Consider the following 23491-nt stretch of genomic DNA (forward strand, 5'->3'; position numbering starts at 1 on the left):
CCTATCCTTGGGAGCGGCACCATTGTGCGGGATCGCTCGGGCGACCCTGCTGACGAATAGCGAAGTACAGCGCCGGAGTGTCCTGGCCACCACTGTTACCCACAGTGGAGATGGATTCACCGGCTTTTACAACATCACCTGCCGACTTGAGTAATGTCTGATTGTGGCCGTAAAGGCTCAAATAGCCATTGCCGTGGTCGAGAATCACCAGCAAACCGGCGCCCCGCAGCCAATCGGCAAACACCACACGCCCGCCATGAACGGCGTGGACCTGGCTGCCGGCGGAGGCGCTGATCATCACCCCATCCCACTTGGCGCGGGTGTCATCGCCACGGGTTTCCCCGAAGCGTGCCAGTAATCGACCATCAACTGGCCATGGAAGTTTGCCGCGGGCCGAAGCAAAAGGCCCACCGAACGACTCGCCGGCGCTGGAAACCAGCGGGCCAGGCGCTGCATGCGCCGGTTTACGCGGTGCTGGCGCATCCGTAGTGGCGGCCAGCTCGGCCTCACGCTGGCGCTTTTTTTCGGCTTCCTGCTGGGCGATCAGCGCTTTCTGTCGCGCTTCTTCGGCCTCGCGTGCCTGGCGTGCCAGGGTTTCCTCGATGGTTTTAAGCACTTTGGCCAAGTCGGCCTGGTCCTGCTCGCGGGCCTGGAGCTTGGCGTCGCGGGCCTTCACATCCTCATTGAGCTTGGCCAGGGCCAGTTGGCGCTCCTTGCGAACCTTGTCCAGCTCGTCGCGCTGGGCGTTGAGGGCGCTTTTCTGGTCTTCCAGCTGCGACTGCTGGTTGGCGATCTCCTGTTCGACGTTGACCAACTGGCGCAGGGTTTCGTTGAAGCTTTTAAGTTGCTCCAGCCGGGCCTTGCTCAGGTAGTCGTAGTAGGTGAGGGTGCGCGCGAATTTCTCGGGGTTCTGCTGGTTGAGCAGCAGCTTGAGGTATTCCTGGCGGCCGTTCTGGTAGGCGGCACGGGCCTGGATCGCGATCAGGCGTTGCTGTTCAACGCGGGCGCTCTGGAGTTTTTTTTTCTCAGCGTCGAGTCGCTCCAGTTCCGACTCGCTCTTCTTTAATTCTTTTTGTAGCTCCTGGACCTGCTTCTCCAGCTTGCCCATCTCGGTTTCCGTACCGCGCAGGTCTTTCTGCACTCCGGATTTCTCTTCCTGGAGCTTGCCGAGCAGTTTCTTCAGCTCGGTAATGTCCTGACGCGTAGCGTCCAACTGTTGTTGGGTTTGTGCGCGCTCGTCGGCAAACGCCGGTTGGAGCAGGCAGACAAGAGCAAGGGTAATCAAGGCGCGAAGCATAGAGGCGGGCGACACCAGGGAAATGGACGGCCTAGTATGCCCGCCAAGCGCGGCAAAAAAAACGCCCAATTCGGGCTGTAGCGCAAGATAGGTGCCGAGTGGCAGTGGTATGGCAAAAAGACATGTTCCAAACACCGCAGATCCAATGTGGGAGGGGGCTTGCCCCCGATTGCAGTGTGTCAGCCACATAGGTGTCAGCTGATCTACCGTAATCGGGGGCAAGCCCCCTCCCACATTGTTTTTCGGTGAAGCTGGAAATCAGACCAGAATCGAAGTCCCGGTCATCTCCACCGGCTTCTCCAGCCCCATCAGCATCAGCATGGTCGGCGCCACATCCGCCAGCACGCCACCGCTACGCACCTTGAAATCACGCTTGCCGACGTAGATGAACGGCACCGGTTCGGTCGTGTGAGCAGTGTGGGCCTGGCCGGTGGATTCGTCGGACATCTGCTCGCAGTTGCCGTGATCGGCCGTGATCAGCGCTTCGCCGCCCACCTTTTCCAGGGCGTCGACGATACGGCCGACGCACAGGTCCAGGCATTCCACGGCCTTGGTCGCAGCTTCCAGGTTGCCGCTGTGGCCCACCATGTCGCCGTTGGCGTAGTTGACTACGATCACGTCGTAACGCTGGTGGTCAATGGCGTCGACGATCTTGTCGGTGACTTCCGGCGCGCTCATCTCCGGCTGCAGGTCGTAGGTGGCGACCTTTGGTGATGGGATCAGGATGCGCTCTTCACCCGGGAACGGCTCTTCGCGACCACCGGAGAAGAAGAAGGTTACGTGGGCGTATTTTTCGGTTTCGGCAATGCGTAGCTGGGTCTTGCCATTTTTTGCCAGGTAATCGCCCAGCACGTTGTCCAGGCTGCCCGGGGCAAAGGCGGCGGGGGCCGGGATGCTGGCGGCGTATTGGGTCAGGCCCACGTACTGCACTTTTGGCTGGCGGGCGCGCTCGAACTCCTTGAAGCCGTCTTCGACAAACACACGGCTGAGCTCACGGGCGCGGTCGGCGCGGAAGTTCATGAACACCACGGCGTCGCCGTCTTCGACCTTCACTGGCTCGCCGATGGTGGTGGCTTTGACAAACTCGTCGCTTTCGCCACGGGCGTAGGCGGCTTCCAGGCCTTCCTGGGCGGTGGCGGCGTTGAATTCGGCCTGGCCGTCGACGATCAGGTTGTAAGCCTGGGAGACGCGGTCCCAGCGGTTGTCACGGTCCATGGCGAAGTAACGGCCCACCAGGCTGGCGATGCGGCCCTTGCCGAGGGCGGCGAAGGTGGTGTCGAGCAGTTCGATGGACGATTGCGCGCTTTTCGGCGGGGTGTCGCGGCCGTCGAGGAAGGCATGCAGGTAGATCTTGTCGGCGCCGCGCTTGAAGGCCAGTTCGGCCATGGCGACCAGGTGGTCCTGGTGGCTGTGGACGCCGCCATCGGACAACAGGCCCATGAAGTGCACGGCCTTGCCGGCAGCCACTGCTTTATCGACCGCCGCGCAAATCGTCGGGTTCTCGAAGAACTCGCCATCGCGGATCGCTTTGGTCACGCGTGTGAAGTCTTGATACACCACTCGTCCGGCGCCGAGGTTCATGTGGCCGACTTCCGAGTTGCCCATCTGGCCGTCCGGCAGGCCCACGTCCATGCCCGAGCCGGAGATGAGGCCGTTGGGTACGGTGGCGGTCAGGCGGTCGAGGACAGGCTTGTTGGCCGCGTATACCGCGTTGTCGTGGTGGCTTTCACTGTGTCCGAAGCCATCGAGAATTATCAGGACCAAAGGTTTAGGCGTAGTAGTCATAGATCCTCTCGCGGCGGTAATAAAGGAAGACAATTGAAAAGGGAGTGGCAGTTTAAAGCGAAGTTCCGACCACGTCACCGCTTTACGGGGGTTGGCCCCCCCTGGCGGCTGTGTATACTTACCGCCATTTTAACGCCCTGGAACCTCCTTGATGGTTGATCACCTGATTGCATTTGCCACTGCCCACTACCTGCTCGTGGGTGCCTTCGTTATCCTGCTGGCGCTGCTGATCGCTCATGAATTGAGCCGCGGTGGCCGCAGCCTGAGCACGGCGGAGCTGACCGCGCTGGTCAACAAGGATGAGGCCGTTGTCGTGGACATTCGTCCGGCCAAGGATTTCGCCACCGGTCACATCGTCGGCGCCCTGAACATTCCTCAGGACAAGCTGATCGCGCGCCTGGCCGAGCTGGAAAAGCACAAGGCCAAGACCATCATCCTGGTCGACGCCCAAGGCCAGCACGCCGGCACCCACGCCCGCGAAATGCTCAAGACCGGTTTCACCGCCGCCAAGTTGTCCGGTGGCATCAGCAGCTGGCGCGCCGATAACCTGCCGCTGGTGAAGTGATATGAGCCAGGTTGTCGTGTATTCCAGCGATTGGTGCCCTTACTGCATGCGGGCCAAGGCCCTGCTTGAGAAGAAGGGTGTTGCCTTCGAAGAAATCAAGGTCGACGGCAAACCGCAAGTGCGCGCCGAAATGGCCCAGAAGGCGGGGCGCACGTCCGTGCCGCAGATCTGGATCGGCGCCAGGCACATCGGTGGCTGCGACGACCTGTTCGCCCTGGAGCGCGCCGGTAAACTGGATGCGCTGCTGCTCGTCTGACTCCTAAACCCTAAAAGACCTCAAGATCACAAGGATCTGCGATGACTGACCAACAGAACACCGAAGCTGCAGAAGCCCAAGCGCCACAGTTCTCGCTGCAGCGCATCTACGTGCGTGACCTGTCGTTCGAAGCGCCGAAAAGCCCGGCCATCTTCCGTCAGGAATGGACGCCAAGCGTTGCGCTGGACCTGAACACCCGCCAGAAGGCACTGGAAGGCGACTTCCACGAAGTCGTGCTGACCCTGTCCGTGACCGTCAAGAATGGCGAAGAAGTGGCCTTCATCGCTGAAGTGCAACAGGCCGGTATCTTCCTGATCCAGGGCCTGGACGAAGCGTCCATGAGTCACACCCTGGGCGCGTTCTGCCCGAACATCCTGTTCCCGTATGCCCGTGAGACCCTGGACAGCCTGGTCACCCGTGGCTCGTTCCCTGCGCTGATGCTGGCTCCGGTGAACTTCGATGCCCTGTACGCGCAAGAGCTGCAGCGCATGCAACAGGAAGGTTCGTCGACGGTTCAGTAATCTCGAACCCGGTGCAGGACCCCATGTGGGAGGGGGCTTGCCCCCGATAGCGGTGGATCAGTCACATAGATGTCGACTGACACTCCGTCATCGGGGGCAAGCCCCCTCCCACATTTGTTATGTGTGTTATTTGAAGCCGAGCTGGCGCCAGCCTTCGTAGACGGCGACGGCCACGGTGTTGGACAGGTTCAGGCTGCGGCAGCCCTCGCGCATCGGCAAACGCAGGCGATGGCCGTCGGGCAGGGCGTCGAGCACCTCGGCCGGCAGGCCCCGGCTTTCCGGGCCGAACAGGAACGCATCGCCCTCGGCAAAGCTGGCATCATGGAACGGCCGCGACCCCTTGGTGGTGAACGCGAACAGCCGTGGGTGGCCCAGGCTTTCCAGGCAACTGGCCAGGTCGGCGTGGCGTTTGAGCGTGGCGTACTCGTGGTAATCCAGCCCGGCACGGCGCAGGCGCTTGTCGTCCATGTCGAAGCCCAGCGGTTCGATCAAATGCAGGTGGCAGCCACTGTTGGCGCACAGCCTGATAACGTTGCCGGTATTCGGCGGAATTTCTGGTTGAAAAAGGATGACGTGAAACATGCACGGCTCCGAAGGCAAAGATGCGCTGCATTCTACCCTCGAAGAGGACCCGAGGCCGAAGCTTATGCCGAGGGTCATGGGCTCTTTGGCGATTGTCGGCATGATGGTCGGCCTGATGATCGGTCGCCTGACCACCCCGGAGCCGGTCGAACTGCAACAGGTCGAGACCGCGAGGGACGGCGTGGTGGTGTGGTTCAACGGCGAACCCAAGTTGCACGGCGAGCACGTCGACGGCACTGTGGCGCTGTTGTTCGACGCCCAGGGCAAGGCCGCGAGTGGACGGCTCAAGGTCAATGACAAGGACGTGAACTGGCGCATACGCAAGACCGATGGCGGCCTGCTGCTGAACCTGGTGGCGGCGCGACCGTTGCGTGGGGAGTGGAAGGGCGAGAAGGCCGATGGCCGTTGGCGGCTGGAGATCCATCTCCAGGAGGAATAAAAGAGGGAGTTCCCGGCCTGCCTGTACCAGGGCTCCCAAAACGGGGTGAAGCTTGCAAAGCTTCGGTGTTAAAGAGGGAATCCCCGGCCTGCCTGTACCGAGGTTCCCCAAAGCGGTGTGGAGCGCGACGCGATTCGCATCAAGCACCCCGGGTGTAAAGAGGGGATTCTCGGCCTGCCTGTACCAAGGTCCCCGAAACTGGGTAGTACCAGGGTTATTGCAGGGCGCGTGCCAAAATTCGCAATATGTGCCAAAAAATTACGCCAGAAAGCGCAAAGCCCCGGAATACGGGGCTTTGGTGTTTTCGGCTCGGGGGTTCTATTGAGTGAGGCTCTGGCTTTCGCTACCAGATCCATGCTCGATGCCGGTTCACGGTGCGTTGAAGCGGTGCACGGTGCTGGAACCTTGTAGAGGTCCAAATGTGGGAGGGGCAAGCCCCCTCCCACATTGGGTCTTGAGTGGATCCGAGATTCAGGTTTCATCACCCTCGTCATCATCCCCACCGTCGACCTTCATCCCCAGTTCCTTGATCTTGCGCGTCAGGGTATTGCGGCCCCAGCCCAGCAACACGGCGGCATCGCGACGGCGACCGGCGGTGTGTTTCAAGGCGGTCTCGATCATGATCCGCTCAAAGGCCGGCACAGCGCTGTCCAGCAGGCTCGACTGGCCGCGTGCCAGGGCCTGGTCGGCCCACTGGCGCAGCGCCTGCTCCCAGTTGGTTACCGGTGCAGAGTCCTGCGGCAGGCTCAGCAGCTCCGGTGGCAGGTCGCTGATATGCACTTCGCGCCCGGACGCCATCACGGTGATCCAGCGGCAGGTGTTCTCCAGCTGGCGCACGTTGCCCGGCCACGGCAGGTTCTTCAGGTACTCCTCGGTCTCGCTTTTCAGCAGTTTCGGCTCGACGGCCAGCTCCTGGGCGGCGCGGCTGAGGAAGTGACGGGCGAGGGTCGGGATGTCTTCGCGACGGTCCGACATGCGTGGAATGTGGATACGGATCACGTTGAGGCGATGGAACAAGTCCTCACGGAATTTGCCGGCGTGTACCAGGGTTTCCAGGTTCTGGTGGGTTGCCGCAATGATGCGTACGTCGACCTTGACCGGCGTGTGCCCGCCAACGCGATAGAACTCACCGTCAGCCAGCACCCGCAGCAGGCGGGTCTGGGTATCGGCCGGCATGTCGCCGATTTCATCGAGAAACAAGGTGCCGCCGTCAGCCTGTTCAAAACGCCCGCGCCGCAGGTTGGCCGCGCCGGTGAACGCGCCTTTTTCATGGCCGAACAGCTCGGATTCCATCAAGTCCTTGGGAATCGCCGCCATGTTCAGCGCGATGAACGGCGAGGCCGCCCGTGGGCTGTGGCGGTGCAGTGCATGAGCGACAAGCTCTTTACCGGTGCCGGATTCGCCGTTGATCAGCACGGTGATGTTGGAGTGGCTCAAGCGCCCGATGGCGCGAAAAACTTCCTGCATCGCCGGCGCTTCGCCGATGATTTCCGGGGTGCGGGTCAGGGCCGGTGGGGCTTCCTGGTTCTGCTGTTCCTGGGCGTGCTGGTTGGCGCGCTTGACCAGTGCCACCGCCTCGTCCACGTCGAACGGCTTGGGCAGGTACTCAAAGGCACCGCCCTGGTAGGACGCGACAGCGCTGTCCAGGTCCGAGTGCGCGGTCATGATGATCACTGGCAGGCGCGGGTGCTGCTCGCGAATCCGCGCCAGCAAGTCCAGGCCACTGGCGCCGGGCATGCGGATGTCGGAGATGATCACATCGGGCTGCTGGCGCGCCAGGCGGCTCATCACCCCGTCGGCGCTGTCGAAGCTCTGGGTGGTCATGCCTTCCTGTTGCAAGGCTTTCTCGAGGACCCAGCGGATAGAACGGTCGTCATCGACGATCCAGACAGTTTCACTACGGCTCATGTCGATGGGGCTCCTTGTTCCAGAGGCAGAAAGATCGAGAACGTGGTGTGGCCGGGATGGCTTTCACATTCGATCAGACCCTGGTGCTGGCTGATGATGTTCTGGGTGATGGCCAGGCCCAGCCCGGTACCGTCCGGGCGGCCGCTGACCATGGGAAAGAAAATGGTTTCCTGGAGTTCCGCAGGAATGCCCGGGCCGTTGTCGATGATTTCGACCTTGGTCACCAGGCGATGGCGCACGTGGCCGATGGTGAACTGGCGCAGGGCGCGGGTGCGCAGGCTGATGCGACCCAGGCGCAGCTCATTCTGACTGCTGATGGCCTGCATGGCATTGCGCACGATGTTGAGCACTGCCTGGATCATCTGTTCGCGGTCGATCAATACGTCGGGAATGCTCGGATCGTAGTCACGCACCAGGGTGATGCAGCCCTGGCTTTCGGCTTCCACCAACTGGCAGACGCGCTCAAGCACTTCGTGCACATTGGTCATCGCCAGTGACGGCAACTTGTTGGAGCCGAGCATGCGGTCCACCAGGTTACGCAGGCGATCGGCCTCCTCGATGATGACGTTGGTGTAGTCCTTGAGGTGTTCCTCCGGCAGCTCACGGGCCAGCAACTGCGCCGCACCGCGAATGCCGCCCAGTGGGTTCTTGATCTCATGGGCCAAGCCGCGCACCAGCATCTTGCTGGTTTCCTGCTTGGACAGCTGCGCTTCCTCCTTGGTGATGCGCAGCAGGCGATCGCGCGGGTGTACTTCCAGCAGCAGCAACGTCGCGCCGTTGCTCAGGATGGGGGTCACGGCATAGTCGACGGTCAGTGTCTGGCCGGTGAGGGCGGTGAGCATCGCTTCGCGTTTGGTGAACGGGTGTGCCTGCTCCACCGCCTGGCGCAACGAACTCAGGGCTTCGGCCGACTCGGTGAACAATTCGCTGATGAACTGCCCATGGCTGCGCTGGCCGCTGATGGCCAGGAGCATCTCCGCCGCCGGATTCATGTACTCAAGACGCAAGTCGTCATTGAGCAGGATGGTCGCGGTGGTCAGGTTGTCGAGTAGCAAACGGTGCAGTGCATCGCTGATGGTCATCAGGACCTCTTTTGGAGCAAGGCGCGGGCTTGAGGCACACGCTGATACATGGAAAATGCAAAAACCAAACCAAGGCTCCGAAAAGAAGCGTGAAAGCCCTGAAATGGGTGTTTCAGGCGCGAAACTGTGGCGTTCTGCCAGCTTGCACGGGAAGTTTCGAACCAAAATGGGCTGGGCAAGTGGGAAGGGTGCAGCCTATCGCACCAATATAGTGCGGTTTTGTGAAGGTTGTTCAGGAAGTGGCGAGTGGATCGTTTTCAGGGCGCGGTGAAAACGATCCGGAGTGGGGGATGGATCAGTGTTGTTCGGAAAGTGGCATGCCCGGACGGCCCGCGTAAAAGACCAGCAGCTCGACCGGGGTGTTGCCGGTAATACCGCGATGCTCAATGCCTACCATCTCGGCAAGGGTTTGCCCTTGCCTCAAGGTGCGCGTCAGCCCGCTCTTACGGGTTTCAACGGTCAGCTCTCCCGAAACGATGTAGGCGGCATTTGGCATTGGGTGAGTGTGCCAGGGCAATTGCGTGTGCGCAGGGATCTTGAGGCGTATGAGCGTCAGTTGCGGCGGACCTGAGGGGTAGGCTTTGTAAGGTGTGCCATCCCATGACGCGCTGCGTTCAAGCAACACCTCTTTTTCGATGTGTACGGCGTTCTTTGGGTGGGTGCCGCAGCCAAGCAACGACAAACCCACCGCTGCTGCAATCCAGCACTTGAGGGTGATCATGGTTCCATCCTGTTCGATAAATGAACAGTCAGGCTATGGCTGCCGGCCTCGGTGAAGATGCAGGACGGGTCCTCAAATCAAGTAGGTCCAGTGCACAGTTCGGCCGTGGCGCGGATCATCGCCAGCTGACGCAACGGATCGTTCAGCGGCTCATGCACGGCTTCGGCCAGCCATTGTGGGCACTGTGGATCGGTGCGCTGCGGGGTGAAGTCAGCCAATTGCTGCAGCAGGCGTTTTTGCAATTCGTCCAACTGCGGGCGGATCTGTTTCACCAGGTCGGGGCGTGGATCGTCAGGTGCCTTGCCCTGGAACTGCCAGTCTGACAGATGGGTGTACTGCACCAGTTTGTTCGCCTCGATCTGCGCCGAGAAAAACTGCTCGACGGCGGCAGACGCCAATTTGTAGCTCGGTGCCTGGGCGACGACGCTGGCGATCACTTCTTGTTCGCGCTTTTTGTCCTCTACCGGCTTGTGGCTGTCCCATTTGCTCAGGGCTACCTGGTCGGCGATCTCCAGGCGTTCGGCGATGCTGTTGAGCAGCGGCTCCAGGGTGGGCGGCGCGGCACTGGCACTGGCACTTGCGAACAACAGGGCGAACACAAGTCTATGTTTCATTGAAGATCTCCTTGTGGGAGGGGGCTTGCCCCCGATGGTGGAGTGTCAGTGCCAGATGGGCTGGCTGACACACTGCAATCGGGGGCAAGCCCCCTCCCACCTTTTTTGATTGGGTTTGCAGGTCTACAGCGGCGTCAGGCAGAGGCTACCTTAACTTGCGTGCTTGCCTGCAGTTACGCCAGAATCCGCCGGCTTGTACGGCTGGCTTGTCGTCTCTAAGGTTGCTCGGTCGCTGCTCATCAGCGATCAGGTTTAGTAGCCTGGATTCGAATTGTAGGTCGTGCATTCTCCATCAATCAGGTTTCTAAAGCCTGTGCTTGATGGTGGTTGCGCGCAGGGCATCCTTGGATGCGCCGGGCTTCTACATTCACCGGTCTACTAACCCGCGCGCAGCTGCCACCCTTTCGTTTAGTAGCGAAGCGAAGGCGGCCTCACTTGAGGAATGTAGAAAATGTTCAAGCCAACCCCCAATCCACAACCCTGGCCATTCACCAACTGAGTGCGCCGGGCACGCAGATGGTCGGCCAGATGCTCGACCGCCATCCCCCGGCCAGCTAAACCCCAGGCAAAAAAAAGACCTCCCGAAGGAGGTCTTTTTCGTCACGCCACGTTAAGCAGCGCTACCGGATCAGCAGCTGTAGTACAGCTCGTATTCCAGTGGGTGTACGAAGGTGCGAACCTTGATTTCTTCTTCGCTTTTCAGCTCGATGTAGGCATCGATGAAGTCGTCGCTGAATACGCCGCCTTTGGTCAGGAACGCACGGCCCTTGTCCAGCTCTTCCAGGGCTTCTTTCAGGCTGCCGCACACTTGTGGGATCTCTTTGGCCTCTTCAGGCGGCAGGTCGTACAAGTTTTTGTCGGCGGCGTCGCCAGGGTGGATCTTGTTCTGGATACCGTCCAGACCGGCCATGACCAGTGCCGCGAAGGCCAGGTATGGGTTGGCTGCCGGGTCCGGGAAGCGCGCTTCGATACGGCGAGCACGTGGGCTGGACACGTAAGGAATACGGATCGAGGCGGAACGGTTGCGAGCGGAGTAGGCCAGCATTACCGGAGCTTCGAAACCTGGGACCAGACGCTTGTAGGAGTTGGTCGACGGGTTGGTGAAGCCGTTCAGGGCCTTACCGTGCTTGATGATGCCGCCGATGAAGTACAGGGCAGTGTCGGACAGGCCGGCGTAACCTTCGCCTGCGAAGGTGTTCTTGCCTTCTTTGGCGATGGACAGGTGAACGTGCATACCCGAACCGTTATCGCCGTACAGTGGCTTAGGCATGAAGGTCGCGGTACGGCCGTAGGCATCAGCCACGTTGTGTACGCAGTACTTCAGGGTCTGTACTTCGTCAGCCTTGGCGACCAGGGTGTTGAACTTCACACCGATTTCGTTCTGGCCGGCAGTGGCCACTTCGTGGTGGTGCACTTCGATGACCAGGCCCATTTCTTCCATGGCGTTGCACATGGAGGTACGGATTTCGTGGTCGTGGTCGAATGGCGGAACCGGGAAGTAGCCTCCCTTGACGCCTGGACGGTGGCCTTTGTTGCCGCCTTCCACGTCCTGGTCGGACATCCAGGAGCCTTGTTCGGAGAAGATCTTGAACATGGAGCCGGAAATGTCGGACTTGAACTTGACCGAATCAAAGATGAAGAATTCTGGCTCCGGGCCTACGAATACGGTGTCGCCGATACCGGTGGACTTCAGGTATTCCTCGGCACGCTTGGCGATCGCACGTGGGTCGCGGTCGTAGCCTTGCATGGTCGAAGGCTCGATCACGTCACAGACGATGATCAGGGTTGGGTCTTCGGTGAACGGGTCGAGAACAGCAGTGCTGTCGTCCGGCATCAGGATCATGTCGGAAGCTTCGATGCCTTTCCAGCCAGCGATGGAGGAACCGTCGAACATTTTGCCTTCTTCGAAGAAAGCATCATCCAGCGCGTCGCGAGCCGGCATGGTCACGTGGTGCTGAGTGCCTTTGGTGTCCGTGAAGCGCAGATCAATCCATTTAACGTCATGATCTTTGATGAGTTGAACCGACTTCGACATAGTGTCCTCCGGGTGGCTTCGGGCTGGGGTAGTGGAGTTAGCCCTTAGAATGTGGGTGATGCCGGCGCGGATACTCCGCCATGGCAACCTGCCTCACAAGAGAGCAAATTGCATGCCAGTGCGCCAACATGGGTTTTCTGTTCCAAAAACGCCCCTATAACGGTGCATTACGACAAAAGCCCGAAAATAGCGCACCTCAATGTAGCGCAAAGGCGTGCAGGTGCACCCATTTAGTGCGTTGCGCCTGCTGTGCATATTAACTGGTTAAACCTTGAGCGATTTCCGCTATAATCCGCGCCCCCCTTTTTCAGCAGGCCCGGCGCGCGCTGTTTCCATGAAATTAATCGTTAAAGTCTTCCCCGAGATCACCATCAAAAGCCGACCGGTACGGACGCGTTTCATCCGTCAGTTGGCCAAGAACATCCGTGCCGTGCTCCGCGATCTGGACCCGGCTGTGGTGGTGAACGGCGTGTGGGACAACCTCGAGCTGGAAACCCGTGTCACCGAGCCCAAAGCCTTGAAGGACATGACCGAGCGCCTGAGCTGCATGCCGGGGATCGCGCACTTCCTGCAGGTGGATGAGTACCCGCTGGGCGACTTCGACGACATCACCGAGAAGTGCAAACAGCACTACGGCGACTCGCTTACCGGCAAGATCTTTTCGGTGCGCTGCAAGCGTGCCGGCAAGCACAGCTTCAGCTCCATGGACGTCGAGAAATATGTCGGCAGCAAGCTGCGTCGCGAGTGTGGCGCTGCCGGAATTTCCCTGAAAGCACCGCAAATTGAAGTGCGCATGGAAATTCGCGACCAACGGTTGTTTGTGATCCACAGCCAGCACAACAGCATCGGCGGCTACCCGCTGGGCGCTCTGGAACAGACCCTGGTACTGATGTCCGGCGGTTTCGATTCCACGGTGGCGGCCTACCAGATCATGCGTCGCGGCCTCATGAGCCACTTCTGCTTCTTTAATCTGGGCGGGCGTGCACACGAATTGGGCGTGATGGAAGTTGCGCACTTTATCTGGAAGAAGTACGGCAGCTCCCAACGCGTGCTATTTGTGAGCGTGCCGTTCGAGGAAGTGCTGGGCGAAATTCTCGGCAAAGTCGATAACAGTCATATGGGCGTGGTATTGAAGCGTATGATGTTGCGCGCTGCCTCGCGGATCGCCGACCAGTTGCAGATCGACGCGCTGGTCACCGGTGAAGCGATCTCCCAGGTATCGAGCCAGACGCTGCCGAACTTGTCGATCATCGATTGTGTTACCGAGAAGCTGGTACTGCGCCCACTGATCGCCAGCCACAAGCAGGACATCATCGACCTGGCAGAGCAGATCGGCACCGCCGATTTTGCCAAGCACATGCCCGAGTACTGCGGGGTCATCTCGGTGAACCCCAAGACCCACGCCAAGCGTCACCGCGTGGAGCATGAAGAGAAAGAATTCGACATGGCGATTCTGGAGCGTGCGCTCGAGAACGCCAAACTGGTCCCGATCGATCGCGTCATCGACGAGCTGGGCCAGGACATCAAGATCGAAGAAGTCAGCGAAGCCCTGGCCGGCCAGATCGTCATCGACATCCGTCACCCGGATGCCGCTGAGGATGAGCCGCTGGAAATCGCCGGCATCGACGTACAAACGCTGCCGTTCTATGCATTGAACGCGCGTTTCAAGGAACTGGATAACAGCCGTCAGTACCTGCTGTATTGCGACAAAGGCGTGATGAGTCGCCTGCATGCCCACCATTTGCTCAGTGAGGGGCATGCCAATGTGCGCGTTTATCGACCGAGCTAAGAGCCCGGGGCTGTTTGCCTGTGGCCTGCGTCACCGGCCCCCCGACTCTGCCGTCAAGCTGTAACGGCAAGGCCTGACTCTACTGTTAATCGCTGCCACGACCTGTCAGCACACCGAATCCTCTGATCGAGATACACAAGTGATCGAAAATCTACGTAACATCGCCATCATTGCTCACGTTGACCATGGTAAAACCACCCTGGTAGACAAACTCCTGCGTCAGTCCGGCACCCTGGAGCGCAACGAGCTCAACGACGAGCGCGTGATGGACTCCAACGACCAGGAAAAAGAGCGCGGTATTACCATCCTGGCGAAAAACACCGCCATCAACTGGAACGGCTACCACATCAACATCGTGGACACCCCGGGCCACGCCGACTTCGGCGGCGAAGTCGAACGCGTAATGTCGATGGTGGACTCCGTTCTGCTGCTGGTTGACGCTCAAGACGGCCCTATGCCGCAAACCCGTTTCGTGACCAAGAAGGCCTTCGAAGCCGGCCTGCGTCCGATCGTGTGCATCAACAAGGTTGACCGTCCAGGCGCGCGTCCGGACTGGGTTCTGGACCAGATCTTCGACCTGTTCGACAACCTGGGTGCCACCGAAGAACAGCTGGACTTCAAAGTCGTCTACGCCTCGGCCCTGAACGGTATTGCCGGTCTGGACCACACCGACATGGCTGAAGACATGACCCCGCTGTACCAGTCGATCGTCGACAACGTACCTGCGCCGGCTGTTGACCGTGACGGTCCGTTCCAGATGCAGATCTCGGCACTGGACTACAACAGCTTCCTGGGTGTTATCGGCGTTGGCCGTATCGCCCGTGGTCGCGTCAAGCCGAACACCCCGGTTGTCGCTATCGGCGCCGACGGCAAAAAGCGCAACGGTCGTATCCTGAAGCTGATGGGCCACCACGGCCTGCACCGCATCGACGTTGAAGAAGCTGCAGCTGGCGACATCGTGTGCATCAGCGGTATGGACTCGCTGTTCATCTCCGATACCCTGTGCCACCCGGACGCGGTAGAAGCGATGAAGCCTCTGACCGTTGACGAGCCAACCGTTTCCATGACCTTCCAGGTAAACGACTCGCCTTTCTGCGGTAAAGAAGGCAAGTTCGTGACCTCCCGTAACATCAAGGAGCGTCTGGACAAAGAGCTGCTGTACAACGTTGCACTGCGCGTTGAAGAAGGCGACTCGGCTGACAAGTTCAAGGTTTCCGGCCGTGGTGAGCTGCACCTCTCGGTACTGATCGAAACCATGCGTCGCGAAGGCTTCGAAATGGGCGTTGGTCGTCCTGAAGTGATCATCCGTCAAGTTGACGGCGTGAAGCAGGAACCGTTCGAAAACGTCACCATCGACACCCCTGAAGAATCCCAGGGCAAGGTCATGGAAGAGATGGGCCTGCGTAAAGGCGACCTGACCAACATGGTGCCGGATGGCAAAGGCCGTGTGCGTCTGGAATACAACATCCCTGCTCGCGGTCTGATCGGTTTCCGTAACCAGTTCCTGACCCTGACCAACGGTGCTGGCATCCTGACCTCGATCTTCGATCGCTACGACACCATGAAGTCCGGCGACATGTCCGGCCGTCAGAACGGTGTTCTGGTCTCGGTAGAAACCGGCAAGGCACTGACCTACTCCCTGGAAACCCTCCAGGCGCGTGGCAAGCTGTTCGTTGAACACGGTCAAGAGATCTACAACGGTCAGATCGTTGGTCTGAACAGCCGTGACAACGACATGGGCGTCAACCCAACCAAAGGCAAGAAGCTCGACAACATGCGTGCTTCGGGTAAAGACGAAACCATCGCCCTGGTTCCACCTGTTCGCTTCACCCTGGAACAGGCCCTGGAATTCATCCAGGACGACGAGCTGTGTGAAGTCACGCCTAAGTCGATCCGCCTGCGTAAGAAGATCCTGGACGAAGGCGAGCGTACCCGCGCTGCCAAGAAAGCCAAGAACTGAGTTAACTCAGGCTGAATGAAAAACGCCCCCGGTCGAAAGGCCGGGGGCGTTTTTTTGCGCCTGCATTTTGTGGGGTGGCTTTACTGGCCTCATCGGGGGCAAGCCCCCTCCCACACTTGAAGGTGTTCACAGTTCAAAATGTGGGAGGGGGCTTGCCCCCGATAGGGCCCTTGAAAGCCCCGAAAAACCCTGATCAGAACTTGTCGAGGGTCTTGAACGTGGTCTCGCGCACCACTTCCTTCGGCTTGTACGCGCAATATCCCGGACGCGGCCCGATCTTCGGGTGGTTGCGGCAGGTATCCGGGCGCTTGTCATAAATAGTGCAGAAGCGCGTCTTACGATCCAGGTACAGGCAATCGTTGTTGCTCATGCGCTGCAGGGTAAAAATCTCGGATTTGGAATTGAAGCGCTCGACGATGCCTTCCTTCTGCAGGCGCTTGGCGATGTTCTTCGGCGGGTCGCCACGCTCGAATTCATCGACGATGCCAATACGGATCAGGTCCTTGATCTTCACTTCGACCGGCAGCGTGCAGCAGCTGGACACGCAACCACCGCACATATGCGCGGAATATTTCTGCCATGTTTCAAGACGGTCGGGTTCCGCGGCGGCGATCAATTGAGGCTTCATCAGGGTTCCAAAAGGTGGGGCTGTATCCGGGCGCGCGATCATACCGGGATTGGTGATTTTTTGAACAATATTTTCTGGGTTTCAGCTCAAAGGCAGATCGGGCACGACCCCTGCATCTAATTCACACAACGGTGAATGCGTTAAAAAACTGCCGAACCAGCGCGTCTACCGCCTGTCAGACCGTCTAGGCTCTAGCAACTCCTTCTATCTCGCCCGAGGTCGCAATTGATGTCTCAGGAACCACTTGCACGAGAAGCAGAGGTAGCCGCATTCCGCGATGCCGTCTTGACCAAACTCACCTACGCGGTGGGCAAGGACCCGGATCACGCCTTCGACCACGACTGGTTCGAAGCCATTGCCCTGGCCGCCCGCGACCAGATGGTCGACCACTGGATGGACCATACGCGGCGTATCTACCGCAAAGGCCAGAAGCGTGTTTATTACCTTTCCCTGGAATTCCTCATCGGCCGCCTGCTCTACGACAGTCTGAGCAACCTTGGCGTGCTGGAGATTGCGCGCGAAGCGTTGTCCGAGCTGGGTGTCGACCTGGAGCGCATTCGCCTGCTGGAGCCCGACGCGGCGCTCGGCAACGGTGGCTTGGGCCGCCTGGCCGCGTGCTTCATGGAAAGCATGTCGACCCTGGGCATTGCCGGCCATGGTTATGGCATTCGTTATGAGCACGGCTTATTCCGCCAGGCGATTGTCGATGGCTGGCAGCAGGAGCAGACCGAGCGTTGGCTGGATTTCGGCAACCCGTGGGAGTTCGAGCGGGCCGAAGTGATTTACCCGATCGGCTTTGGCGGCAGCGTCGAAACCCTGGCGGATGCCTCCGGCAAGATGATTCAGGTGTGGTCGCCCAACGAAACCGTCCGGGCCGTGGCCTACGACACTCCGGTGGTCGGCTGGCGTGGCGCCAGCGTCAACACCCTGCGCCTGTGGCGCGCCCGTGCGGTGGAAGACTTGCACCTGGAGCGCTTCAACGCCGGTGACCACTTGGGCGCTGTCGCCGAAGTGGCCCGGGCTGAAAGCATCTCCCGCGTACTTTACCCAGCCGATAGCACCGAAGCGGGGCAGGAACTGCGCCTGCGTCAGGAATACTTCTTTGTCTCCGCTTCATTGCAGGACCTGCTGCGCCGTCACAAGAACATGCACGGCTCGGTGCTGAGCCTGGGCGAACACGCGGCGATCCAGCTCAACGACACGCACCCGTCCATTGCCGTGGCCGAGTTGATGCGGCAGTTGGTGGATTTGCACGATATTCCGTGGGAAGCGGCTTGGGACGTCACCGTTGAAACCCTTTCCTACACCAACCACACGCTGTTGCCCGAAGCCTTGGAAACCTGGCCTGTGGGCCTGATGGAACGCATGCTGCCCCGGCACATGCAGATCATCTACCTGATCAACGCCCAGCACATCGATTCGCTGCGCGCCAAAGGCATCCACGATTTCGATGTGCTGCGCGCCGTCTCACTGATCGAAGAAGACAACGGCCGCCGTGTGCGCATGGGTAACCTGGCGTTCCTCGGTTCCCACAGCGTCAACGGCGTGTCCGGCCTGCACACACAACTGATGCGCAGCACTGTGTTCTCCGAACTGCACAAGCTGTACCCGGAGCGCATCAACAACAAGACCAACGGCATTACCTTCCGCCGCTGGTTGTACCAGGCCAACCCCAAGCTCACGTCCATGCTGGTGGAGGCGCTCGGTCCGGACATTCTCGACAAGCCCGAAGAGCGACTGCTGGAGCTTGAACCCTTTGCCGAGAAACAGACATTCCGCAAGACGTTTGCCGAGCAACGTTTACACAGTAAGCGTGCACTGGCCGACATCATCCACGAGCGCCTGGGCATTGCGGTGAACCCGGCGGCGATGTTCGACGTGCAGGTCAAGCGTATCCACGAGTACAAGCGCCAACTGCTCAACCTGCTGCACACCGTGGCGCTGTACCAGGCGATCCGTGCCGAGCCGGGCACCGACTGGGTGCCGCGCGTGAAGATCTTCGCGGGCAAGGCGGCGGCCAGTTACCACCAGGCCAAGTTAATCATCAAGCTGACCAACGACATCGCGCGCACCGTCAACAACGACCCGACCGTGCGCGGCCTGCTCAAGGTGGTGTTCCTGCCTAACTACAACGTCAGCCTGGCGGAAAGCATCATTCCGGCGGCGGACTTGTCGGAGCAGATCTCTACCGCCGGCTTCGAAGCCTCGGGCACCAGCAACATGAAGTTCGGCCTCAATGGTGCGCTGACCATCGGCACCATGGACGGCGCCAACGTTGAAATGCATGAGCGCGTGGGGGCCGAGCACATGTTTATCTTTGGCCTCAGCGCGCAGCAAGTGGAAGCCCGCAAACACGCCGGGGAGTTCAACGCCGGGCCGGACATCGCCGCCTCCCATCGGTTGAACGATGTGCTGCAAGCGATCCGCGGCGGGGTGTTCTCGCCGGATGATCCGGGCCGCTACGTGGGGTTGATCGATGGGTTGATCGACTACGATCGATTCCTTGTGTGCGCCGACTTCGATTCGTACTGGGACGCCCAGGCGCGGGTCGAGGCGCATTGGCATGATTCCAAGGCGTGGTGGCGTTCGGCGGTGCTGAATACGGCGCGCATGGGCTGGTTCAGCTCGGACCGGACGATCAGGGAGTACGCGACCGAGATCTGGAAAGCCCTCGACTAAACATCGCTGATCCAAAAATGTGGGAGGGGGCTTGCCCCCGATAGCAGCCTGTCAGTTTGCAGATATGTCGACTGGTGCACCGCTATCGGGCGCAAGCTCCCTCCCACATTGGTTCTGCATCGATATACTGGGCGCCGGTTTGCCTAGGGAATATCGACCATGCAATGGATTTTCATGCTGATTGGCCTGGTGCTCGGCTGGACGCTCGATGAGTCGTTCAGCGATGCGGGCATCGGTGCGCTGTTGGGGCTGGGCATTGGCCAGGCGATCCGCCTGGCGAAGCTGTCCTCCCAGGTGGACCAACAGGCGCGTCAGTTGGAAACCACGCAGAAGTCGCTGATAGCGCTGGGTGAGCGCCTGCGGCAACTGGAAGTGCCTGCGCCTGCAACCAGCAGCGTGTTTGTCGAGCCCGCCGTGGCAGAACCCACCCCCGTCGCCCAAACGCCTGAGCTGGTCTGGGAGCTGCCTGCCGAGCTGACACCTGTAGCCATGGTCGCCGAACCGAGCCAGCCGCTGCCGGATGATGTGTGGGCACCGGCTGCGTCGTCGTCCCCTAAAGAACCTGCCATCCCGCGTGGCCCCAACCTTATCGAGCGTGCCCTCAACGGTGCACGCAATTGGCTGTTTGGCGGCAACACGGTGCTGCGCGTCGGGGTGGTGCTGCTCTTTCTCGGCCTGGCGTTCCTGCTGCGCTACGCCACCGAAGGCATGGTGGTGCCGATCGAGCTGCGTTATGCCGGTGTGGCTGCGGCTGCGGTGGGCCTGCTGGGCCTGGGCTGGTGGCTGCGGCTGCGCAACAGCAACTACGGGTTGATGCTGCAGGGCGCGGGCATTGCGGTGTTGTACCTCACGGTGTTTGCGGCGATGCGTGTGCATCTGCTGATCGATCCCGGCGCGGCAATGGGGTTGCTGGTCGCCGTCACGGTATTTTCAGCGATCCTGGCGATCACCCAGGATGCCCTCGGCCTCGCCTGTGCGGCGGCTTTGGGCGGTTTTGCGGCACCGATCCTGGTATCGACCGGCGCCGGAAGCCATGTGGCGTTGTTCAGTTACTTTGCGTTGCTCAATGCCGGCATTCTCGCGATTGCCTGGTTCAAGGCCTGGCGCCTGCTGAATGTGATCGGCTTTGTGGGCACCTTCGGGATCGGTTTCGCCTGGGGTATGCGTTCCTACACGCCGGAGCTGTTGTGGAGCACCGAGCCGTTCCTGCTCCTGTTTTTCGCGATGTACCTGGCAATCGGCCTGTTGTATGCCTGGCGCAAGTTGCTGGAGATGGGCGAGGGCGACAGCCTGGGTACGCAATTGCGCAAGGGCGACTATGTCGACGGCACCTTGTTGTTCGGCCCGCCGCTGGTGGGCTTTGGCTTGCAGTTCGCGCTGGTGCAACACCTTGAGTTCGCCGCTGCGTTCAGTGCGCTGGGCCTGGGCATTATTTACATGGTCTTGGCCCGTGTATTCAGTGGTGGGCGCGCCGGGCTCCTGACGGAAACCTGTCTGGCCCTGGGGGTGATCTTCGCCAGCCTGGCCATTCCCTTGGGCCTCGATGCACGCTGGACCGCTGCGGCGTGGGCTGTCGAAGGCGCCGGGATCTTCTGGCTCGGCCTACGCCAGCATCGCCCCGTGGCGCGGGCGTTCGCCTTGCTGTTGCAACTGGGTTCGTTGCTCGCCTTCCTCAGCGAACTGCGCGATGGCCAGGACACCTTGCTGCTGGGCCCTCCATTAGGGGCATTGTTGCTGGGCGCTGCACTGTTGTTCAGTTTTTACCAACTACACAAAGCCGCGCCGGAGCAGAGCCGGCGTTGGGAACGTCTCGGCGCTCCAGGGCTCGCCATACTCGGCCTGGGTTGCGCCTACCTGCTGGCGCCGCTGTTGTTTTCAACCCAAGGCAGCATCGTCAGTTGGGCAGTTGCGGGCCTTGCGACCCTATGGGTGGGCCAGCGTATCGGCTCGCCGGTGGTAGTGCGCTGTGGCATTGCTGTGCAAGTCCTTTCGGGCGCGCTGTTTGCCCTCGACCCCGTGAGCAATGCCTGGACGCCGATGATCATTGCCTTGGCGGCAATGCCCGGCGCCTGGCGCTTGCCCCGTGGCCGTTTGTCCTCAGCTCTGCTGGCCTGGGGTGTGGCGTGGTGGGCGCTGGCGGTGATCATTGAAGTGTGGCGCTTGGCGCCTGTACCTTTGCACGCTGCACTGTTGCTGCTGGCGGCTGCGCTGAGCGGGGTGATCTGGACGTTACTGGCGCTGCGTTTGCGCTGGGTGGCGTTGGGTCTCGCCAGCACGTTGCTGATGCCTGCGGCGGGCCTGGTGTTGTGGGACGCATGGACCGAGTATTACCACCCAGCCGCGCAGTTCGGCTGGCTGGCCTGGCTGGCGGTGTTCGGGGTGCATTTCATCTCGCTGCGACGTTTGGCGGCACTGGTGCCTGGAAAGGTCTTAAGCGCGGCTCATGTACTGGGCTGCTGGATGCTGATCGGCGTACTGGCACTGGAACTGCGCTACGGCTTGCTGATGCTCTCGAGCGAATACAACGCCTGGCGCTGGCTGGGCTGGGCGATCCTGCCAAGCCTGTACCTGGTGCTGGCCGCCGCGCCGCGCAGCTGGCCGTGGCCTGTTTCCGCGTACCCAAGGGAATACCGCGTGCTCGCCGCATTGCCGCTGGCGGTGCTGATGCTCGGTTGGTTCTGGCTGGCGAACATCTTCAGTGACGGCACTGCCAAGCCGCTGCCCTATCTGCCCATGCTCAATCCGCTGGACCTGGGCCTGCTGTTCGCGTTGCTGGGCATTTACCTGTGGTCGCGCAGCGCCGCGCCGCAGCGGGGGCCGCGTGTCGAGTCGATCGCCCAAGGTGTCGCGGGGCTTTCGCTGTTCGCCTTCTTTACCGCGCTGGTGATGCGCACGGCCCACCATTGGGGCGGCGTGCCGTTTCAATGGGATGCGTTGCTGGAGTCGATGCTGGTACAGGCCGGCCTGTCGATTGTCTGGACCCTGATCGCCCTCGGCCTGATGATCGGCGGCCACCTGCGCCATCGTCGTGAAGTGTGGCTGATCGGCGCGGCGCTGATTGCGGTGGTGGTGGCCAAGCTGTTCTTCGTCGAATTGAGTAACCGCGGCGGCCTGGCGCGGATCGTGTCGTTTATCGGCGTGGGCGGGTTGTTGCTGGTGGTGGGCTATTTTGCACCGTTGCCGCCCAAACGTATTGAAACTGAGGGAGCGTCTTCTTGATAGGCAAGCTGAGTCTGAGTGGGTTAACGATATGGACGCTGTGCTCGGTGGCGTTTGCTCAAGAGCGGCCGGCTGATTTCGCCACCCAGGTGCCGCTCGCCGTGAGCGGCACTGGCCCCTGGTATCGCCTGGACTTGCCGTTGGCGGTTCAACTGAATGCACGCCAGGCCGATCTCAGCGATGTGCGAGTGTTTAACGCCGCCGGTGAACCCCAGGCCTATGCGCTGTCTCGCCAGTCCGCGCAACGCTCCGAGAGTCGCAACGTCACTGACGTGAAGTGGTTCCCGCTGTACGCCGCCGACACTCAAACAGCGTTGCCCGACGTGGTGATGAAGGCCTCTACCACAGGCACCTTGGTGGAAATCACCCCATCCACTGCACCCAAACCCGGCAAGCAAGTACTGCGCGGCTGGGTGTTGGACGCCAGCGCGATCAAGGCGCCCTTGCAGCAATTGACCCTGGACTGGAGCCGCGAACAGGAGGGCTTCCAGCGTTTCAGCATCGAGGCCAGTGATGACTTGCAGCACTGGGACGCCTGGGGCGATGGGCAGGTGGCGCGCTTGTCGTTTGCCGACGAACGGGTCGAGCAACATGACGTGAACTTGCCCGGGCAATCGGCGCGCTACCTGCGTCTGGTCTGGCAGGGCCAGGCGGCGCCGCTGCTGACCTCGGCCAAACTGGTGAGCGCTACCCGCAGCAGCGTGCCGCTGCCGTTGGTATGGTCGCAGCCGCTCACGGGTACGCGGCTTGGCGCCGGGGAATACAGTTGGCAGTTGTCGGCGGGGGTGAGCATCGAACGCTTGCGCGTCGAGTTGAAGCAACCCAACACGCTGGCGCCCGTGACGTTATCCGGTCGAAGGGACAGCAAGCAGGCATGGCAGCCGTTGAGCAATGGTCTGTTGTATCGCCTGACCCAGAATGGCCAGGACGTGGTGCAGGATGAACTGCAACTGCCGGGGCAAACGGTGGCCGAGCTCAAATTGCAGGTAGATGAGCGCGGTGGTGGTCTGGGCGTCGAGGCGCCGGCGCTGCGCTTTGCAGTGCGTGCCACGCAGTTGGTGTTCCTGGCGCGGGGGGAGCCACCGTTTACGCTGGCGTTGGGCAATGCGTCCGCCAAGGCCGCGAGCTTGCCGCTGTCGACCTTGATCCCGGACTACAAACCCGAGCGCTTCGAGACGCTGGGGCAGGCCAAGGTCGTCGGGGAAGTCGCGGTCACACCGGTTGCGATGGTAGCCGCTGCCGATCCCGGGACGAACTGGAAAAAGCTTGGGCTCTGGGCCGTACTGCTGCTCGGCGTGGCGGCACTGGGCGCCATGGCCTACAGTTTGCTGCGCAAGCCGCCGGCGGCACGTTAAATAAAGTCCATGAACTCTATTGGGTTTAAATCCTCTGATAGGAGGAAATACGCCCC

Annotated in this window: 19 protein-coding genes; 10 read left to right on the plus strand and 9 right to left on the minus strand. The window is 60.7% G+C overall.

What is annotated here, in order from left to right; translation table 11 throughout:
* Position 1: 1 nt before the first annotated feature.
* Both BM026_RS10650 and gpmI read right to left on the minus strand, forming a co-directional pair.
* Positions 2-1297, minus strand: coding sequence for a murein hydrolase activator EnvC family protein (locus tag BM026_RS10650; protein ID WP_092246283.1), 1296 nt, complete (start codon positions 1295-1297; stop codon positions 2-4).
* Between the two features lie 258 nt (positions 1298-1555).
* Positions 1556-3082, minus strand: coding sequence for a 2,3-bisphosphoglycerate-independent phosphoglycerate mutase (gpmI, locus tag BM026_RS10655; RefSeq protein WP_093513496.1), 1527 nt, complete (start codon positions 3080-3082; stop codon positions 1556-1558).
* A 151-nt stretch (positions 3083-3233) separates the two neighbouring features.
* Here gpmI and BM026_RS10660 point away from each other — a divergent pair, with 151 nt between their 5' ends.
* The 3 genes from BM026_RS10660 to secB are packed head-to-tail and all read left to right on the plus strand — an operon-like array spanning position 3234 to position 4424.
* Positions 3234-3647, plus strand: coding sequence for a rhodanese-like domain-containing protein (locus BM026_RS10660; RefSeq protein ID WP_010213877.1), 414 nt, complete (start codon positions 3234-3236; stop codon positions 3645-3647).
* A gap of 1 nt (position 3648) precedes the next feature.
* Positions 3649-3903 (plus strand): glutaredoxin 3, encoded by a 255-nt coding sequence (grxC, locus tag BM026_RS10665; RefSeq protein WP_033896917.1) that lies wholly within the window; start codon positions 3649-3651, stop codon positions 3901-3903.
* Positions 3904-3944: 41 nt separating this feature from the next.
* Positions 3945-4424, plus strand: coding sequence for a protein-export chaperone SecB (gene secB / locus BM026_RS10670; RefSeq protein ID WP_010213875.1), 480 nt, complete (start codon positions 3945-3947; stop codon positions 4422-4424).
* A 126-nt stretch (positions 4425-4550) separates the two neighbouring features.
* Here the strand turns inward: secB and BM026_RS10675 are convergent, their stop codons facing one another.
* The gene (locus tag BM026_RS10675) at positions 4551-5006 is read right to left on the minus strand and encodes a tRNA (cytidine(34)-2'-O)-methyltransferase (protein ID WP_003171120.1); all 456 of its coding nucleotides are present in this window, start codon (positions 5004-5006) and stop codon (positions 4551-4553) included.
* Here BM026_RS10675 and BM026_RS10680 point away from each other — a divergent pair.
* Positions 5005-5445, plus strand: coding sequence for a hypothetical protein (locus BM026_RS10680; protein ID WP_093121454.1), 441 nt, complete (start codon positions 5005-5007; stop codon positions 5443-5445). The genes BM026_RS10675 and BM026_RS10680 overlap by 2 nt on opposite strands.
* Before the next feature lie 471 nt (positions 5446-5916).
* Here BM026_RS10680 and ntrC read toward each other — a convergent pair whose 3' ends face one another.
* The 4 genes from ntrC to BM026_RS10705 all read right to left on the minus strand — a co-directional run bounded on the left by ntrC (position 5917) and on the right by BM026_RS10705 (position 9770).
* Entirely contained in the window at positions 5917-7353 is a 1437-nt protein-coding gene (ntrC, locus tag BM026_RS10690) for a nitrogen regulation protein NR(I) (RefSeq protein ID WP_058423720.1), read from the minus strand.
* Positions 7350-8435, minus strand: coding sequence for a nitrogen regulation protein NR(II) (glnL, locus tag BM026_RS10695; RefSeq protein ID WP_056860661.1), 1086 nt, complete (start codon positions 8433-8435; stop codon positions 7350-7352). Before glnL ends, ntrC begins: the two co-directional genes overlap by 4 nt.
* A gap of 295 nt (positions 8436-8730) precedes the next feature.
* Positions 8731-9156 carry a cupin domain-containing protein gene (locus tag BM026_RS10700; RefSeq protein WP_092246286.1) on the minus strand — a complete coding sequence of 142 codons (426 nt, stop codon included), beginning with the start codon at positions 9154-9156 and terminating at the stop codon, positions 8731-8733.
* A gap of 77 nt (positions 9157-9233) precedes the next feature.
* Positions 9234-9770, minus strand: coding sequence for a chorismate mutase (locus tag BM026_RS10705; RefSeq protein ID WP_093513495.1), 537 nt, complete (start codon positions 9768-9770; stop codon positions 9234-9236).
* Between the two features lie 435 nt (positions 9771-10205).
* Here BM026_RS10705 and BM026_RS29355 point away from each other — a divergent pair, with 435 nt between their 5' ends.
* Complete coding sequence (locus BM026_RS29355; protein ID WP_256575398.1) at positions 10206-10328, plus strand: hypothetical protein; 123 nt, start codon at positions 10206-10208, stop codon at positions 10326-10328.
* Positions 10329-10398: 70 nt separating this feature from the next.
* Here BM026_RS29355 and glnA read toward each other — a convergent pair whose 3' ends face one another.
* Positions 10399-11805 (minus strand): glutamate--ammonia ligase, encoded by a 1407-nt coding sequence (glnA, locus tag BM026_RS10710; RefSeq protein ID WP_017529544.1) that lies wholly within the window; start codon positions 11803-11805, stop codon positions 10399-10401.
* 334 nt (positions 11806-12139) lie between these two features.
* Between glnA and thiI the strand changes: the two genes are divergently transcribed.
* Both thiI and typA read left to right on the plus strand, forming a co-directional pair.
* Entirely contained in the window at positions 12140-13594 is a 1455-nt protein-coding gene (gene thiI, locus BM026_RS10720) for a tRNA uracil 4-sulfurtransferase ThiI (RefSeq protein WP_071492415.1), read from the plus strand.
* A gap of 139 nt (positions 13595-13733) precedes the next feature.
* A complete protein-coding gene (gene typA / locus BM026_RS10725; RefSeq protein WP_058423717.1) occupies positions 13734-15554 on the plus strand; it encodes a translational GTPase TypA in 1821 nt (606 codons plus the stop codon).
* A gap of 193 nt (positions 15555-15747) precedes the next feature.
* On the opposite strand, the gene BM026_RS10730 is transcribed toward typA, so the two are convergent.
* Complete coding sequence (locus BM026_RS10730; protein ID WP_093528470.1) at positions 15748-16182, minus strand: YkgJ family cysteine cluster protein; 435 nt, start codon at positions 16180-16182, stop codon at positions 15748-15750.
* 228 nt (positions 16183-16410) lie between these two features.
* Here BM026_RS10730 and BM026_RS10735 point away from each other — a divergent pair, with 228 nt between their 5' ends.
* The 3 genes from BM026_RS10735 (at position 16411) to BM026_RS10745 (ending at position 23435) form a co-directional block, all read left to right on the plus strand.
* Entirely contained in the window at positions 16411-18861 is a 2451-nt protein-coding gene (locus BM026_RS10735; protein ID WP_071492413.1) for a glycogen/starch/alpha-glucan phosphorylase, read from the plus strand.
* A gap of 159 nt (positions 18862-19020) precedes the next feature.
* Positions 19021-22080 carry a DUF2339 domain-containing protein gene (locus BM026_RS10740; RefSeq protein WP_093528473.1) on the plus strand — a complete coding sequence of 1020 codons (3060 nt, stop codon included), beginning with the start codon at positions 19021-19023 and terminating at the stop codon, positions 22078-22080.
* Entirely contained in the window at positions 22080-23435 is a 1356-nt protein-coding gene (locus BM026_RS10745) for a DUF3999 domain-containing protein (protein WP_093528632.1), read from the plus strand. Before BM026_RS10740 ends, BM026_RS10745 begins: the two co-directional genes overlap by 1 nt.
* The last annotated feature ends 56 nt before the right edge of the window (positions 23436-23491 follow it).

The organism is Pseudomonas sp. NFPP24 (assembly GCF_900112095.1).
Lineage (GTDB): Bacteria > Pseudomonadota > Gammaproteobacteria > Pseudomonadales > Pseudomonadaceae > Aquipseudomonas > Aquipseudomonas extremorientalis.